Source organism: Pseudonocardia sp. ICBG1034, from assembly GCF_020131375.1.
In the GTDB taxonomy this organism is placed as follows: Bacteria; Actinomycetota; Actinomycetes; order Mycobacteriales; family Pseudonocardiaceae; genus Pseudonocardia; species Pseudonocardia alni.
This window is the reverse complement of sequence record NZ_JAHLEK010000015.1, coordinates 93,305-108,714: the sequence shown is the minus strand read 5'-3', so window position 1 is coordinate 108,714 and position 15,410 is coordinate 93,305. Positions and strand designations below refer to the sequence as shown.

At 74.9% G+C, this 15,410-nt stretch carries 15 protein-coding genes and 2 pseudogenes; 10 read left to right on the top strand and 7 right to left on the bottom strand.

Annotated elements, in window-relative coordinates; genetic code table 11:
- Positions 1-11 precede the first annotated feature (11 nt).
- Positions 12-731, top strand: a complete 720-nt coding sequence (locus KPF22_RS02065) for an SDR family oxidoreductase (RefSeq protein ID WP_208825954.1) — start codon at positions 12-14, stop codon at positions 729-731.
- Here KPF22_RS02065 and KPF22_RS02060 read toward each other — a convergent pair.
- Positions 700-1,614, bottom strand: a complete 915-nt coding sequence (locus tag KPF22_RS02060; RefSeq protein ID WP_208825952.1) for a LysR family transcriptional regulator — start codon at positions 1,612-1,614, stop codon at positions 700-702. The two genes, KPF22_RS02065 and KPF22_RS02060, sit on opposite strands and share 32 nt — an antisense overlap.
- Before the next feature lie 82 nt (positions 1,615-1,696).
- Between KPF22_RS02060 and KPF22_RS31780 the strand changes: the two genes are divergently transcribed.
- From KPF22_RS31780 to KPF22_RS02035, 6 genes and pseudogenes are all read left to right on the top strand, one after another.
- On the top strand, positions 1,697-1,831 hold the full coding sequence (locus KPF22_RS31780) for a hypothetical protein (RefSeq protein WP_255624105.1): 135 nt from the start codon (positions 1,697-1,699) through the stop codon (positions 1,829-1,831).
- Positions 1,828-2,694 (top strand): annotated as a pseudogene (locus tag KPF22_RS02055) (DMT family transporter); the annotation flags it as partial. The gene KPF22_RS31780 and the pseudogene KPF22_RS02055, both read left to right, overlap by 4 nt.
- Before the next feature lie 94 nt (positions 2,695-2,788).
- Positions 2,789-2,920: pseudogene (locus KPF22_RS32910) on the top strand (DUF1707 domain-containing protein); the annotation flags it as partial.
- An 87-nt stretch (positions 2,921-3,007) separates the two neighbouring features.
- The gene (locus KPF22_RS32905) at positions 3,008-3,247 is read left to right on the top strand and encodes a hypothetical protein (RefSeq protein WP_224402437.1); all 240 of its coding nucleotides are present in this window, start codon (positions 3,008-3,010) and stop codon (positions 3,245-3,247) included.
- Positions 3,248-3,297: 50 nt separating this feature from the next.
- Positions 3,298-4,053, top strand: coding sequence for a UPF0158 family protein (locus tag KPF22_RS02040; protein ID WP_062398985.1), 756 nt, complete (start codon positions 3,298-3,300; stop codon positions 4,051-4,053).
- Positions 4,050-4,505, top strand: coding sequence for a HEPN domain-containing protein (locus tag KPF22_RS02035; RefSeq protein ID WP_224401054.1), 456 nt, complete (start codon positions 4,050-4,052; stop codon positions 4,503-4,505). The genes KPF22_RS02040 and KPF22_RS02035 overlap by 4 nt, the downstream gene beginning before the upstream one ends.
- A gap of 13 nt (positions 4,506-4,518) precedes the next feature.
- Here the strand turns inward: KPF22_RS02035 and KPF22_RS02030 are convergent, their stop codons facing one another.
- The 3 genes from KPF22_RS02030 to leuS all read right to left on the bottom strand — a co-directional run bounded on the left by KPF22_RS02030 (position 4,519) and on the right by leuS (position 8,696).
- Complete coding sequence (locus KPF22_RS02030; RefSeq protein ID WP_224401053.1) at positions 4,519-4,947, bottom strand: DUF805 domain-containing protein; 429 nt, start codon at positions 4,945-4,947, stop codon at positions 4,519-4,521.
- An 85-nt stretch (positions 4,948-5,032) separates the two neighbouring features.
- Positions 5,033-5,788 carry a hypothetical protein gene (locus KPF22_RS02025; RefSeq protein ID WP_224401052.1) on the bottom strand — a complete coding sequence of 252 codons (756 nt, stop codon included), beginning with the start codon at positions 5,786-5,788 and terminating at the stop codon, positions 5,033-5,035.
- Positions 5,789-5,834: 46 nt separating this feature from the next.
- Positions 5,835-8,696 (bottom strand): leucine--tRNA ligase, encoded by a 2,862-nt coding sequence (gene leuS / locus KPF22_RS02020; RefSeq protein WP_208825946.1) that lies wholly within the window; start codon positions 8,694-8,696, stop codon positions 5,835-5,837.
- 206 nt (positions 8,697-8,902) lie between these two features.
- On the opposite strand from leuS, the gene KPF22_RS02015 reads away from it, so the two are divergent.
- A complete protein-coding gene (locus tag KPF22_RS02015; protein ID WP_208825944.1) occupies positions 8,903-9,388 on the top strand; it encodes an SdpI family protein in 486 nt (161 codons plus the stop codon).
- Between the two features lie 58 nt (positions 9,389-9,446).
- On the opposite strand, the gene KPF22_RS02010 is transcribed toward KPF22_RS02015, so the two are convergent.
- From KPF22_RS02010 to KPF22_RS02000, 3 genes are all read right to left on the bottom strand, one after another.
- A complete protein-coding gene (locus KPF22_RS02010) occupies positions 9,447-9,956 on the bottom strand; it encodes a DUF427 domain-containing protein (protein WP_208825942.1) in 510 nt (169 codons plus the stop codon).
- A gap of 124 nt (positions 9,957-10,080) precedes the next feature.
- A complete protein-coding gene (locus KPF22_RS02005) occupies positions 10,081-10,677 on the bottom strand; it encodes a YqgE/AlgH family protein (RefSeq protein ID WP_073573695.1) in 597 nt (198 codons plus the stop codon).
- 141 nt (positions 10,678-10,818) lie between these two features.
- Entirely contained in the window at positions 10,819-12,303 is a 1,485-nt protein-coding gene (locus KPF22_RS02000; protein WP_073573696.1) for a CCA tRNA nucleotidyltransferase, read from the bottom strand.
- A gap of 196 nt (positions 12,304-12,499) precedes the next feature.
- Between KPF22_RS02000 and KPF22_RS01995 the strand changes: the two genes are divergently transcribed.
- Both KPF22_RS01995 and KPF22_RS01990 read left to right on the top strand, forming a co-directional pair.
- Positions 12,500-13,048, top strand: a complete 549-nt coding sequence (locus KPF22_RS01995; protein ID WP_062399002.1) for an NUDIX hydrolase — start codon at positions 12,500-12,502, stop codon at positions 13,046-13,048.
- Positions 13,045-15,327 carry a DUF6049 family protein gene (locus KPF22_RS01990; RefSeq protein WP_224401051.1) on the top strand — a complete coding sequence of 761 codons (2,283 nt, stop codon included), beginning with the start codon at positions 13,045-13,047 and terminating at the stop codon, positions 15,325-15,327. The genes KPF22_RS01995 and KPF22_RS01990 overlap by 4 nt, the downstream gene beginning before the upstream one ends.
- Positions 15,328-15,410: the final 83 nt, after the last annotated feature.

Sequence of the window (15,410 nt, the reverse complement as noted above, 5' to 3'; positions counted from 1 at the left end):
AGGTTCACCGGGTGACCGCTCCCCGCCGCCCGCTCGCCCTGATCACCGGTGCCTCCCAGGGCATCGGCGCCGCCACCGCCCGGCTGCTCGCACCGCGCTACGACCTGGTCCTGGGCGGCCGGGACGAGAAGCGGCTGGAGACCCTGGCCGGGGAGCTGACCGAGGCGGGCCCGGTCGCGGTCCGCACCGTGGCGGTGGAGCTCACCGACGACGACGCGCTGGCCACGGCCCTCGACGGCATCGACCGGCTCGACGCGCTGGTCCACTCGGCCGGGGTCGGGGAGCTGGGCACCGTCGCGGAGACCACCGCGCAGACCTGGCGCCACCAGTTCGACGTCAACGTCGTCGCGGTCGCCGAGACGACCCGGCTGCTGCTGCCCGCGCTGCGCGCCGCGGGTGCCGACACCGGCGCCGACGTCGTGCTCGTCAACTCCGGGTCCGGGCTCACCGCCCGCGCGGGCTGGGGGTCCTACGCGGCGAGCAAGTTCGCGCTGCGCGCGTTCGGCGACGCCCTGCGCGCCGAGGAGTCCGGCCACGGCATCCGGGTCACCTCCGTGCACCCGGGCCGGGTGGACACGGCGATGCAGGAGCGGGTCGTCGCCCACGAGGGCGGCGAGTACGACGGCTCGCGGTTCCTGCGCCCCGAGTCGGTCGGCGCCGCGATCCTGGCCGCGCTGACCGCGACCCGCGACGCCCACCTCACCGAGATCGTGGTGCGCCCGCAGGGCTGAGGGCCGACTGCTCGCGCAGCTCGTCGAGGGCCGCCAGCAGCGGTGGCGCCGCCGCCGCGGCGTCCCGGACCACCGCCAGGATCGTCCGCACCGGCGTGGGCCGCACGACCGGCACCGCGCAGGTCCCGGCCGGCAGGTCGACGGCGCCGAGCCGGGGGAGCACGGTGACGCCGATCCCGGCGGCGACGAAGGCCAGCGCCGTGCGGTAGTCGTGGGCCTCGACGTGGAACGGCGGGCGGAACCCGGCGGCGGCGCAGGCCTCGACCAGGTTGCGCCGGCACCACCCGCGGGCGAAGTCGTTGTCCACCCACCGCTGCCCGGCCAGCTCCGCCAGGTCGACCTGCTCCGCCCCGGCCAGCGGGTGCCCCTCGGGCACCACCACGACGTAGGGGTCGTCGAGCAGGTGGTGCACCGAGAACCCGGGCCAGGCCTCGAACTCCGGTCGTTCGACGGCGATCTGCAGGTCCGACCGGTCGGCCGGGTCGTCGGGCAGCCACTCACGCAGGGCCAGGTCGAGCCGGACCCCCGGGAAACCGGCGGTCAGCCTGCGCACCACCCGCGGCATCCAGGCGGACCCGACGGAGGCGAAGTAGGCCACCGACAGCGACCCGGTGCGCCCCGTGCGAAGGTCCTCGACGAGCACCTGCGCCTCACCGAGCCGGGCCAGCACCGCGTCGGCCTGCTCGGCCAGCAGGAGCCCGGCCGCGGTCGGCCGCAGCCCGCGCCCCACCCGCTCGAACAGCACCAGGCCGGTCTCCCGGGCGAGCGCGGTGACGTGCTGGCTCACCGCCGAGGGCGTGTACCCCAGATTGGCGGCGGCGGACTGCACCGACCCACCGGCCACGACCGACCGGAAGATCATCAGACGATGAGCGTCGAGCACGCGGACAAACGTACAGCAGAACTGAATCCAGAGGTAGGACATATCGCTGGTGCTGAACCGTGAGCGGTTCGACGATGTCTCCATGACCACCGTGAACCTGGGGCTGCTCGCCCTCGCCACACCCGCCACCCTCGCCGCGCTGTACCGGCTGTTCCGGGAACGACCGCGACGGTTGCCCGTCCGCACCGGCTACGACACCCGCCGGCCCACCCTGTGAGCGCCGCGACCCGGCCGGGACTGCTGCCGCTCGCCGCCGCGGCCACCACCGTCGTGCTCTGGGCCTCGGCCTTCGTGGGCATCCGCGCCGTCGGCCACGACCTGTCGCCGGGCGCGCTGGCCCTGGGACGGATGCTGGTCGGGGCCCTGACCCTGACCGCGATCCTGACCGTGGTCCGCGCCCGCAGACCCAGACCCGGCCCACCCCTGCCCCGCGGACGGCTGCTGGCGGCGGTCGTGATCTGGGGCGCGGCCTGGTTCGGCGTCTACAACCTCGCGCTGAACGCGGCCGAGCGGCACCTCGACGCGGGCACGACCGCGTTGCTGGTGAACGTGGCACCGGTGGTCGTCGCCGTACTCGCCGGGCTGCTGCTCGGCGAGGGCTTCCCGGCACGGCTGCTGGCCGGGATGGCCGTCGCGTTCGTCGGGGTGGTGCTCATCGCGGCGGCGTCGTCGGCCGGGGGCGCCGACCTGTCCGGGGTGCTGCTGGGGCTGCTCGCCGCACTGGTCTACGCGGGCGCGGCCGTCGCGCAGAAGCGGCTGCTGCCCCGGGTCGACGCCCTGACGATGACCTGGACGGGCGCCGTCGCCGGGGCCGTCGCGCTGCTGCCGTTCCTGCCGTCGCTGGTCGCCGCGCTCGCCACCGCGCCGCCGACGGCCGTCGCCGGCGTCGTCTACCTGGGGGTGTTCCCGACCGGAGTCGCGTTCCTGACCTGGGGATACGCTCTGACCCGCACGACCGCGGGGCGGCTGGCCGCCACCACGTACGCGATCCCGCCGGTGGTGGTCGGGCTGTCCTGGGCACTGCTCGGGGAGGTGCCCGCACCGGCCGCGCTCGCCGGCGGTCTGCTGTGCCTGGTCGGCGTCGCGGTCGCCACCCGTTCGGCTCCGCCCCGGGGGCGGGGATCGTCCGAACGACGGACCCCCGTGTCCCTCCCCGTGGCTACGCTCGACGGGCATGGGGGAGTCCAGGGACGACGAGCGGTCCGTGATGCGGGTGTCGGACGCCGACCGCAGCGAGACCGCGGAACGGCTGAAGCTGGCGCACGACGAGGGCCGGCTGTCACTGATCGAGTACGACGAGCGGTTGCAGCAGGCCTACGCCGCGACCGTCCGCGCGGACCTCGACCGGCTCGTCACCGACCTGCCCGCGGTGGAACGCACGACGTTGCCGTCGGTGCGTGCCGAGACGGCGCAGGTGGAGAAGGCCGAGGCGAGGCGTGAGCACCTCACCGAGTGGCGCTCGTGGGCCGGCACCTCGGTCATCCTGACCGGCATCTGGGTGGTCACCGCGTTCGCCTCGTCCTCCGACGGGGAGGGACTCCCGTTCTTCTGGCCGATCTTCCCGATCGGGATCTGGGGGGCGGTCCTCGTCGCGCACTTCTTCTTCGGCTCCGGGGAGGAGGACGACGACTGAGGGTCCCGCGGCGGCTGCCACGCGCACCGGACCGGGCATAGAGTCGCCCCGTGCTCGACCCCGCCCGCCTCGACCTGTCCGCACTGGCGGACGCGCTCGAGGACCGCACGCCGGAGGTCACCTGGTACCTCGACCCGGCCGACGCCGAGGTGCACGGCGTGTCCGGCGACGACCGGCCCGGTCCGGACTGGGTGGAGATCCGGCCGGTGACCAGCCGGGAGTCCTACCGGGACATGTCCGACTTCACCGCGGGCGTGCAGCACCGGCGGGCCGCGGCGCTGCTGGACCGCGCGATCGACGGCCGGGGTGCGTTCCGCCGGTTCAAGAACACGCTGTTCGAGTTCCCCGAGGTCCGCGACCAGTGGTACCGCTTCCGCGACGCCCGTTCCCGCCGGCGCGCGGCGGACTGGCTGGTCGCGGCCGGCCTGATCGGTGCCGACGACGGCGAGCGGCTCAGGGCCCGCCATCCCGACCCGGACCCGTCCAACGACGACGTGCCCGCCGCCGTCGCCGACGACCTGGGCCTGCTCTACGGCCCCCGGCTGCGTCAGGTGCTGCTGTTCGGGTCCTGGGCGAGTGGGGAGGGCTCGGTCGAGTCCGCGATCGACCTGCTCGTGGTCCTCGACGACGACGGGTTCCCGATCCTGCCCTGGGAGGAGGTCCGCGCGATGGACGACGTGCTGTGGCAGCACACCCGGCGGACCGGGCTGACGATCAGCGTGCTGCCGGTCGGCCAGGGCGAGCTCGTCCGTGCCGCCGACCCGACGGTCGTGCGTGCCCGCGCCGAGGCGGTGCGGATCCGGTGACCCGGCGGGTGCACGGCGGGATCGCGCGGGCCAGGGTCGAGCTGGGCGGGGCCCGGGTGCTGGCCGAGAACGGCTTCGGCGACGCCGCGGTCTCCCGCGCGTTCCATGCCGCGTTCCGGGCCGCCGAGACCGCGCTGCTGGTGCTGGGGGAGACCCGCGCCGAGCACTCCGAGGTCGTCAGCGCGTTCGTGCGCCGGGTGGTGCGGGAACGGTCGCTGGACCCGCGGGCCGGGCGGCTGCTGCGGTCGCTCTACAACCGGCGGGCACTGGCCGACCACTCGGACGTGACCGCCCCGGCGACGGAGGCGCGCGCGGCCCTCGACGACGCCGCGTTCGTGCTCGACGCCGTGGAGGCCTGGCTCGCCGAGCCGGCCCTGTCCCGGCCGCCGGACCCGGGGACCGGGGCGACCCGGCGGCCGGAGAAGCCGGTCCGGCGCGGATCCCGCGCCTGACCGGCCCGCCGCCTCAGCGGAACTGCGGCGGGACCCCGTACGGCCCGGCCTGCGCCGCGACGAACTGCGCGGGAGCACGCTCGGCGCGCTTCGGGTCGTCGCCCCAGGCGTTCGGACGGTGCTCGCCGTCGGTCGCCAGCCACACGATCAGAAGCACCACCCCGACCAGCGGGACGAAGCCGATGAAGTACCACCACCCGCTGCGCCCGGTGTCGTGCAGCCGTCGCACCAGGACCGCGATCGCGGGCACCAGGTGGACGAGTGCGACCACGGTCGCCAGCACCGGCGCGCCGAGCAGCTGCGTCGTCCCCAGGACCGCGTCCAGGATCCCGGCCACCAGGTAGATCCCCAGGTAGACCAGGACGAACATCCAGTACTCGGCCCGCCGGGCGCGCCCCCGGAAGTCGGAGAACCCGCGCATCGCCTGCAGGTAGTACGTCATGACGTGGCCCCTCTCGCCGTGCGACCACGGCTGGTCGCTCGGACGAGGGGATGCCGCCCGTGGGCCGGCCGTTACAGCGCGCGGGTCAGAAGAAGTCCCCGCCGAAGTCGGAGTCGTTGTCGAACAGGCCCCCGCCGTCGAAGCCGCCCTGGTCGGCGCCGTCGAAGCCGCCGTCGAAGCCCGGGTCGTCGAGGGCGGCGCCGTCGGCGAACCCGTCGGCGTAGGCGGCCTGGTCGGCGCCGGCCATCCCGCTGAACAGCGAGGTGAACAGCAGCGCCGAACCGACGCCCCAGGCCCCGGCGACGAGTGCCGGCTTCCACCACGGCTCGGAGTACCAGCCGCGCGGCACCGGACGTCCGGCGACGGTCCCGCCGGGGTAGTAGTGGCTGTTCCGGTCGGTCGGCTGCGGGGACGCGCCCAGGCGGCGGCCCTCCACCTCGACCTCGCGGTCCTCGGTGACCTCACCGGCGCGGGACCGGCCCGGCAGCGGCGGCAGCTCCGGCCCGGGGTCCATGCCCATCGCCGTGCGTGCGGCGCGGACGTAGTAGAGACCCTCGTAGGCGGTCTCGGTGACCTGCCGGCACTGCGCGGCCGTGCGCGCCTGCTCCATCTGCGAGCCCGCGGCGGTGTAGCGCTCGGCGGCGTCGGCCAGCGCCTGACGGCTCGGGTCGTCGGTCCCGGTCAGGGCCAGGACCTGGCCGCCGAGGCGCTCCACCCAGCGCCGGGACTCGGCCCGGGCGTCGGCCAGGGCGGCGGCGGAGTCCGCGTTGTGCCGCCGTACCAGCCAGACGACGGCCGCGACGACGGCCAGGACGACGATCACGGTCAGGACTGCGCTCATGACGGACCTCCTGCCCGTTCAACGGGCAGGAGGTCGCCTGCGTTCCCTAGCGGACGACGTTGACCAGGCGCCCCGGAACGACGATGACCTTCTTCGGCTCGGCCCCGTCCAGCGCGGCGACGACCTTCTCGTCGGCCAGCGCGGCCGCCCGGATGTCGTCCTGGGCGGCGTCGGCGGCGACGGTGACCCGCGAGCGGACCTTGCCGTTGACCTGGATCGGGTACTCGACGGTGTCCGCCACCAGATAGCGCTCGTCGGCGACCGGGAACGGCGCGTAGGTCAGCGTGTCCTCGTGCCCGAGCTTCTGCCACAGCTCCTCGGCGATGTGCGGGGCCAGTGGCGCCAGCATCAGCACCAGCGCCTCCGCGACCTCGCGCTCCACCGGCGCCCCGCGCTTGGTCAGCGCGTTGTTCAGCTCGATCAGCTTCGCGGCGGCGGTGTTGTAGTGCAGCGCCGGGAAGTCCTCGCGCACACCGGCGATCGCCTTGTGCAGCGACCGGAGGATCTCCTCCGACGGCGCGTCCTCGACGACGGTCACCGCCCCGGTGCCCTCGTCGACCAGGTTGCGCCACACCCGCTGCAGGAACCGCTGCGGGCCGACGACGTCCCGCGTCGACCACGGACGCGAGGCGTCCATCGGGCCGGTGTACATCTCGTACAGCCGGAAGGTGTCGGCGCCGTAGCGGTCGCACATGTCGTCGGGCGTCACGACGTTCTTCAGCGACTTGCCCATCTTCCCGTACTCCCGGGTGACGGGCTGCCCGTTCCACGTGAAACCGGCGCTCGTGCCGTCCTCGCCGACGACCTCGACGACCTCCTCCGCGGGCACGTAGGTCCCGCGGGCGTCGGTGTAGGCCCAGGCCTGGATGTAGCCCTGGTTGAACAGCTTCCGGAACGGCTCCTCGCTGCTCACGTGGCCCAGGTCGAACAGGACCTTGTGCCAGAACCGCGAGTACAGCAGGTGCAGCACGGCGTGCTCGACGCCGCCGACGTACAGGTCCACGCCGCCCGGGTCGGCGACCGACCGGGCCGCGTCCTTGCCGATCCAGTACTTCTCGGCCTCGGCGGAGACGAACCGCTCGGTGTTCTCCGGGTCCAGGTAGCGCAGGTAGTACCAGCACGACCCGGCCCACTGCGGCATCGTGTTCGTCTCGCGGCGGTACTGCTTCGGGCCGTCACCCAGGTCCAGCTCGACGGCCACCCACTCGTGCGCCCGGGACAGCGGCGGCTCCGGCTCGGAGTTCGCATCGTCCGGGGCGTAGGTCTTGGGCGAGTAGTCGTCGACGTCGGGCAGGACGACAGGCAGCTGGTCCTCGGGCAGCGCGATCGGGCCGTGCTCGTCCCAGACGACCGGGAACGGCTCGCCCCAGTAGCGCTGCCGGGAGAACAGCCAGTCGCGCAGCTTGTACTGCACGACGCCCTCGCCGGCGCCCTTCGCGGCCAGCCAGTCGATGATCGTGCGCTTGGCCTCGTCGACGCCCAGCCCGTCCAGGCTGATCTCGTCGTTCGCGGAGTTGATGGTCGGGCCGTCGCCGGTGTACGCGCCGCCGTCCCAGTCCGGCGGCGGCTGCACCGTGCGCACGTGCGGCAGCCCGAACGCGGCCGCGAAGTCCCAGTCCCGGGTGTCCTCGGCGGGCACCGCCATGATCGCGCCGGTGCCGTAGCCCATCAGCACGTAGTCGGCGACGAACACCGGGACGGCCGCGCCGTTCACCGGGTTGGTGGCGTACGCGCCGGTGAACACACCGGTCTTGTCCTTGTTCTCCTGGCGGTCCAGCTCGGACTTGCGCGCGGCCTCGGCCCGGTACGCCGCGACGGCCTCGGACGGCGTCGCGGCGCCACCGGTCCAGCGCGGGTCGGTGCCGTCGGGCCACTGCGGCGGGACCAGGGAGGAGACCAGCGGGTGCTCGGGCGCCAGCACCATGTAGGTGGCGCCGAACAGGGTGTCCGGGCGGGTCGTGAAGACCTCGATCGCGTCGGCGCCGGACTGCACCGGGAACCGGACCCGGGCGCCCTCGGAGCGGCCGATCCAGTTGCGCTGCATCGCCTTGACCGACTCCGGCCAGTCGACCCGGTCCAGGTCGTCGGCCAGCCGGTCGGCGTAGGCGGTGATCCGCATCATCCACTGCTTGAGGTTGCGGCGGAAGACGGGGAAGTTGCCGCGCTCGGAGCGGCCGTCCGGGGTGACCTCCTCGTTCGCCAGCACGGTGCCCAGGCCGGGGCACCAGTTCACCGGCGCCTCGGAGATGTAGGCCAGCCGGTACCCGTCGACGGCGGCGCGCCGGTCGGCCTCGGACAGCTCGGCCCAGGGGCGGCCGTCGGGGGTCGGACGGGTGCCGGCCTCGAACTCGGCGCGCAGCTCGGAGATCGGGCGGGCGCGGTCGGCGTCGGTGTCGTACCAGGACTCGAAGATCTCGCGGAAGATCCACTGGGTCCAGCGGTAGAACCCGATGTCGGTGGTGGACACCGAGCGGCGCGGGTCGTGGCCCAGGCCCAGCTGGCGCAGCTGCTGCCGGTAGCGGGCGATGTTGGCCTCGGTCGTCGTCCGCGGGTGCGTACCGGTCTGGACGGCGTACTGCTCGGCGGGCAGCCCGAAGGCGTCGAAGCCCATCGGGTGCAGCACGTTGTGGCCGTTCATCCGCAGGTAGCGGCCCAGCACGTCGGTGCCGATGAAGCCCAGCGGGTGCCCGACGTGCAGTCCCGCCCCGGAGGGGTAGGGGAACATGTCCATCAGGTAGACCTTCGGCTTCTCCGAGCCGGGCTGACCCGGGTCCGGGGCGTGGAAGGTCTGCTCGGTCTCCCAGAAGTCCTGCCACTTCCGCTCGATCCGAGCGGCCATCTCGGCGTCGTAGCGGTACGCCGGTCGGTCCGCGCGCTGCTCGGACGCGGTCGTGGTCTCGGTGCTCATGTCCGTCTCACCTCGGGGATGCCTGTCGTGACGGCCCGACTCGGGCCCGGAACACGTCGCGGCCCCTCGTGCGCATCACGCAGGAGGGGCCGTCGCGGCGCCGTGTTGTGGCTACGACGCCGCGCCGGGAAGTCGGCGGGCCGTGCACATGTGACCAGGGTAGCCGGGGCGGGCGTCCCCGTTCCCCCGGGTTCTACCCTGGTCACGTGCCCACGACGCTCCGCCTGCTCCTCGCCGCCCTGCTCCTGCTGGCCGGGGTGGTCCTCGTCGTCCTCGCCGTGCTGGGGGCGACCGGCCGGCTGCCGCGCAACCGCTTCGTCGGCGTCCGCACCGCGGACAGCCTGCGGACCGCCGACGCGTTCGCGATCGCCAACCGGGTGGCCGCGCCGCCGGTCGGCGCCGCGGGGGTGATCGCCCTGGTCGGCGGGACGGTGCTGCTGGTCCTGGACCGGACCGGTGCCGCCCCGTGGGTGCTGGGTGCGATCGCGCTGGTCGGGACGGTCGTGCTCGCCGGTCTCGGGGGCGCGGTCGGGGCGCGGGCCGCGGCGGCGGCGATCGCCGCGCAGGCCGCGGCCCCGAGCTGCGGCGGGGTCTGCGCCGGCTGCGACCTGGTCGCGGGCTGCCGCGACGCGACCGGCACCGAGCCGGGCTCGGAACCCGGGGCGCGCACCGGGCTCACCCGCGAGGCCTGACCTGCGGGACCGGTCCACGGGCCCGACCTGCGGGGCCTGATCCCCGGGCCCCGCAGGTCTACCAGCCGCGGGAGCCCGGCCCGCCCTTGAACGGTCCGACGACCTCGTCGGTGACCCAGCCGCCGTAGAACCCGCCGGGCTGCGGACGGACCGTCTCCCCGTCCAGGGTGATCCGCTCGAACGGCGCCACGTAGACCGCGACCCGGTCGGTCAGCTCCGGGTAGCGCGCGTCCGGCCGCGGGTACCACCAGGCGACGTCGGTCAGCGGCGGCACGCCGGGGACGCGGACGTCGCAGTAGTGGGCGACGCCCTTCCACTCGCAGAACGTGCGGTGCTCACCGGGCACCAGCACGCCGTCGGTGAAGGCGGTGCGGGGCAGGTACCAGGTCGGCGGGTGGCTGGTCTCCAGCACCCGGACCAGGTCGTCCGACGCGGCGACGAGCGTCCCGCCGTGCCACAGCTCCGCACGGCGGGGCACCCGCTCCGCCCGGGGCGGGCGCGGGTAGTCCCACACCGATTCCTGCCCGGGACCGACGGGATCGGGCCGGGGACGACGGTCGAACGGCACGACCCCCACGGTAGGCCGGTCGGCGCCCCCGGGCACGGTCGCGGCGAACCCGCGCTGCGCGGCACCGGCCGCGGCGTCCTGACCGGGGGTGGGCCCACCACAGGTCACACACCGCCCGCGGGGATCAGTTCCAGGCGGGATCACGCGGGAACGTGGCGAGCAGCGCCAGCGGAACGCCCTGGCGGCGCAGCACCCGTTCCCACAGCTGGTCGTAGACGGTGGTCAGCAGGTCGTCGGGCAGGCCGGGGACGACGTACCAGTCACCCCGGGCGATCTCGCCGCCCAGCTGGCCCGCGTCCCAGCCGGAGTACCCGGCGAAGATCCGCAGGCCGCGCAGCCGCTGCGCGAGCGGCGCCGGGTCGGAGTCGAGGTCGACCAGCTGCACCGGTGGCCGGACCGGCATCAGCCCGCCGAGCCCGCGACCGGTCTCCCCGGTCCGCAGGGCGGCCAGGCAGAGCGCGGTGCGCGCCTCGACCGGCCCACCGACGAACATGGTCCCGGGATCACTGGTGAGCCCGGCCCAGCGCGGGAGCACGTCCCGTACGGCCGCCTGGCCGGGCCGGTTGAGCACGACCCCGAGGCTGCCCTGCGGACGGTGCTCGATCATGTAGACGACCGTCCGCGAGAAGTTCGGGTCGCCCAGACCGGGGGCGGCGACGAGCAGACTCCCCGGTGTGACCGGGGGAAGAGCGGCGCCTCGCGTGGCGCGGTGTTCCCGCACGGGTCCATGTTCGCACCTCCGGCGCGGACGCGATGCCGCCACCCGTTCGCCGCATCGTCGTACACCGGACATGATCGTCCATACGTTCGTACAATACGAACGTACATCAGTGTGGACGTCCGTACGGGACGTTCGTACGGATCAGAGGTTCTCGTCCGCCCAGGCCCGCAGGGCGACCTCGGCCTGCTCGGCGTCCATCGGCCCCTGCTCCATCCGCAGCGCCAGCATGTGCCGGTAGGCCTTCCCGACGGCCGGGCCCGGCGGGATGCCCAGCAGCTCCATGATCCGGTTGCCGTCGAGGTCGGGGCGGATCGCGTCGAGCTCCTCCTGCTTGCGCAGCTCGGCGATCCGGTCCTCCAGGCCGTCGTAGTTGCGCTGCAGGGCCGAGGCCCGGCGCCGGTTGCGGGTGGTGCAGTCCGAGCGCACCAGCCGGTGCAGGCGATCCAGCAGCGGGCCGGCGTCGGCGACGTAGCGGCGCACGGCCGAGTCGGTCCACTCGCCCTTGCCGTAGCCGTGGAACCGCAGGTGCAGGTAGACGAGCTGGCACACGTCGTCGACCAGGGCCTTCGGGTACTTGAGCGCCCGCAGCCGCTTGCGGGTCATCTTCGCCCCGACCACCTCGTGGTGGTGGAACGAGACCCGCCCGTCCGGCTCCTTGCGCCGGGTCGCCGGCTTGCCGATGTCGTGCAGCAGCGCGGCCAGGCGCAGCGTGAGGTCCGGCCCGTCGGTCTCGCGCTCGATCGCCTGCTCCATCACGACGAGCGAGTGGGTGTAGACATCCTTGTGTTGCATGTGCTCGTCGGTCTCCAGCTGCATCGCCGGGACCTCGGGGACGACGTGCCGGGCCAGGCCGGTGTCGCAGAGCAGCTCCAGCCCGCGCCGCGGGTGGTCGCCGATCATCAGCTTGGTGAACTCGGCCTGCACCCGCTCGGCGGTGATCCGGGTCAGCTCGTCGGCCATCGCCGTCATCGCGGCGGTGACCCGCGCGGCGGGGGTGAACCCGAGCTGGGAGACGAACCGGGCGGCGCGCAGCATCCGCAGCGGGTCGTCGGAGAAGGAGCGCTCCGGGGTGTCCGGGGTGTCCAGGACACCCTGGGCGAGCGCGGCGAACCCGCCGTGCGGGTCGACGAAGCGGCGGTGCGACCCGGTCAGCTCGACCGCCATCGCGTTGACCGTGAAGTCGCGGCGCACCAGGTCGCCCTCGACGGTGTCGCCGAAGCGGACCTCGGGGTTGCGGGAGGTGCCGTCGTAGGTGTCGGCGCGGAAGGTCGTCACCTCGAGGGTCTGCCCGTCGCGGCGCAGCCCGACGGTCCCGAACGCGATCCCGGTGTCCCAGACGGCCTCGGCCCAGCCGCGCACGATCGCGAGGATCTGCTCGGGGCGGGCGTCGGTGGTGAAGTCGAGGTCCCCGGAGTCCCGGGTCGACGCGCCGGTGCCGCGCAGCACCGCGTCGCGGACGCTGCCGCCGACGAGATAGAGCAGGTGACCGCGGGCGGCGAAACGGGCGGCCAGCTCGTCGGCGACGGCCGGGACGTCGAGCAGTGCGACCACGGCGTTCTCCTGTGCTCGCTGCAGCTCGTCCGGGTCCGGGGCGGATCCGGCCGGAGGTCGGGTCGGCCGGGTCACCTGTCGGGCGGTGGAGGACGGGGACGACGAGGACACGACGGGCCAGTCTAGGCAACGCGCCCGGCCGGTGGGCACGGGTCCTCCGGTCGCTCCGTACCGCTCGACCGCTGATCGACGGCAGGGCGACCGGGTGACGCCACGGCCGCGGGCGGCTCGTCGACCCCCCTTCGAGCCACCTCCTCGTTACCATCGCCACATGTCCACCTCCCGCGGCCGCTCCTCGGCAGGGCGCGGCGCGGAACCCGGCCGTGAGGGCCGGAGCGCACGCGCCGGCCGTGCCGGGCGCGCCGACCGGTCCCCGGACCGCCGTCGCCGGCTGCGCACGGTGGACGAGACGTCCGCCGGTGGGCTCGTCGTGCACCCCGGTACCGGCGCCGCCGCGCTGATCGGCCGGCTGGACCGCCGGGGCCGGCTGCTGTGGTCGCTGCCCAAGGGCCACATCGAGGCCGGTGAGACCGCGGAGCAGGCCGCGGTGCGCGAGGTGCAGGAGGAGACCGGCATCATCGGTGAGGTGCTGGCTCCCCTGGGCACCATCGACTTCTGGTTCGTCGCCGAGGACCGGCGCGTCCACAAGACGGTCCACCACTACCTGATGCGCGCGCTCGGCGGTGAGCTCTGCGACGAGGACGTCGAGGTCTCCGAGGTGGCCTGGGTGCCGCTCGACGAGCTCGAGGGCCGCCTCGCCTACGCCGACGAGCGCCGGCTGATCCGGCACGCGGCCAACCTGCTGGAGGAGACGGCGTGAGCCGGGTCGCGGCCCTGGTCGCGATCGTGTTCACCGCGGTGGTGACGCTGTTCCTGCCCGCGGCGTTCCCGGCGGGCGCCCCGCAGGCCGCGGCCCGGGACCGCCCGGCGCAGCAACCGGCCCAGCAGCCCGTCGCCCCGGTCCGGCTCGACGTCGGCACGATGACCCCGCGGGTGGTGACGTCGGCGGGGCCGGGCGAGCTGGTCGTCACCGGGACCGTCACCAACACCGGCCCGGGGATCGTCGACGACCTGGCCGTCCGGGTGCAGCGCGGGCCGGTGCTCGCCGGCGAGGCGGCGCTGCGGGCCGCGCTGGCCGGGGAGGCCACGGTCGACGACGCGACGCCGCCGTTCGCCGACCTCGGCCCGCTCGCGCCGGGCGCGTCGGTCCCGTTCCGCTACGCCGTCCCGCTCACCGGACCCCCGCAGTCGACGCTGGCGCTCCCCGGCCCGGGCACCTACCCGCTGCTGGTGAACCTCAACGGGACCGTCGACGGCACCCCGTCGCGGCTGGCCGGGGTCCGCACGATGCTGCCGGTGTCGTCGCTGCCGGGGGCCGCGCCGCCGTCGTCGCCGGTCACCGCCGCGCCGGTGACGATGCTGTACCCGATCACCGACGCCCCGCGCCGCGTCCCGCCGCTGCCCGGCGAGCCGCCGCTGCTGACCGACGACGACCTCGCGACCTCCTTCGCCGACGGCGGCCGGCTGCGCGGCCTGGTCGATGCGCTGGGCTCGGCCGCGCCCGCCGGGTCCCCGACCCGGGCCGCGCTCTGCCTGGCGATCGACCCCGAGCTCGTCGCCACCGCGGCCGCCATGCGCGACGGCTACGGCGTCGTCACCGGCCCCGACGAGTCCGTGCCCGGCCGCGGCGCGGAGGCGGCGGGCCAGTGGCTCGCGGCGCTGACCGCGGCCGCGCGCGGGACCTGTGTGATCGCGCTGCCGCCGTCGGACGCCGACCTCGTCGCCCTGGTCCGCGGCGGGCAGGCCGACCTCGCCAGGACCGCGCTGGACCGCGGCCGCCGGACCCTGTCCGCCGAGCTGGGGACCACGGTCCTCGACGGCGTCGTGTGGCCCGCCGACGGCGTCGTCGACGAGGCGACGCTGGACGCCCTCGGCAGCGGGACCCGGCTGCTGCTCTCCGCCGACGGGGTGACCGGCACCGCGGCCTCCGGCCGGGTGCGCGTGGGCGGCTCCGACGGCACCGGCCGCGACGGCGACGACTCCGCGCTGCTCACCGACCCGCTGCTCACCGAGGCCGCGAGCGGACCCGCGGGCGTCGAGGTGCAGGAGGGGGACGTGGGCGGGCTCGCCGGCCAGGACCTCGCCGGGGCGCTCGCGTTCCGGGCAGGGGACGCCGGCGGCCCGCTGGTCGTCGCACCGCCGCACCGCTGGGCCGCGGACGGGCCGGCCGCCGCCGGGGTGCTGACCGCCCTGACCTCGCTGATCGACGACGGCCGGATCGCCCCGACCGGCCTGTCCACCCTCGTCGGCGGCGACGTGCAGGCGGGCGGGACGCAGCTGTTCTACCCACCGCAGGCCGGCGGCGCGGAGATCCCGGGGACGGTCGTGTCCGGGGTGGCCGACCAGGTACGGACGATCGAGGCGCTGCGGGCCGCGGCCGAGGCCCGCACCGGGGTCGGGGCCAGCCCCGCCGACGTGTTCGACCCGCTGGTGACCGGCACGCTGCGGGCGGTGTCGTCGTGGTGGCGGGGCGACCCGGCCCGCGCCGAGCGGGAGGAGACCGTCGTCGCCGACCGGATCGCCGAGATACGCGCGTCGGTGCGTGTGGTGGAGCCGCCCAGCCCGTACTCGCTCGGAACCAGCGACGCGCCGCTGCTGATCACCGTCGCCAACGGGCTGCCGGTGACGATGAACGTGCGGGTGGTGCTGTCGAGCACCACCGGGCTGCGGGTCGCCCCGATCGAGGTGCAGGCGGTCCCGCCGCGCGGCCGTGTCCAGGTGCGGGTCAGCGCCCAGGTCACCCGCTCCGGGGTGTTCAGCGTCGACGCGGGTCTGCTCACCCCCGACGGCGTCGCCCTCGGCCCGGACACCCGGCTGCGGGTGCGGTCGACGGTCTACGGGACGGTCACGGTCTGGCTGACCGCGATCGCCGGAGGTGTCCTCGTGGTCCTGGTGGTCCGGCGGGTGCTGCGCCGACTGCGTCCGGCCGCCGCACCCGGGCCGTCCGGTGGTCCCGGCCCCGGGCCCGGGCCCGGCACGCCCCCGGACGTCCCCGTGCCACCGGGACCGGCGCCGTCCGGACGTGCCCACGGCTCCTGAGCCCGCGGAGCCGTCGGACGAGACAAGGAACACCGCTGTCGTTCGCCGTGGGGTCTTGACCGCTCGTCGCATCACAGGTGCTT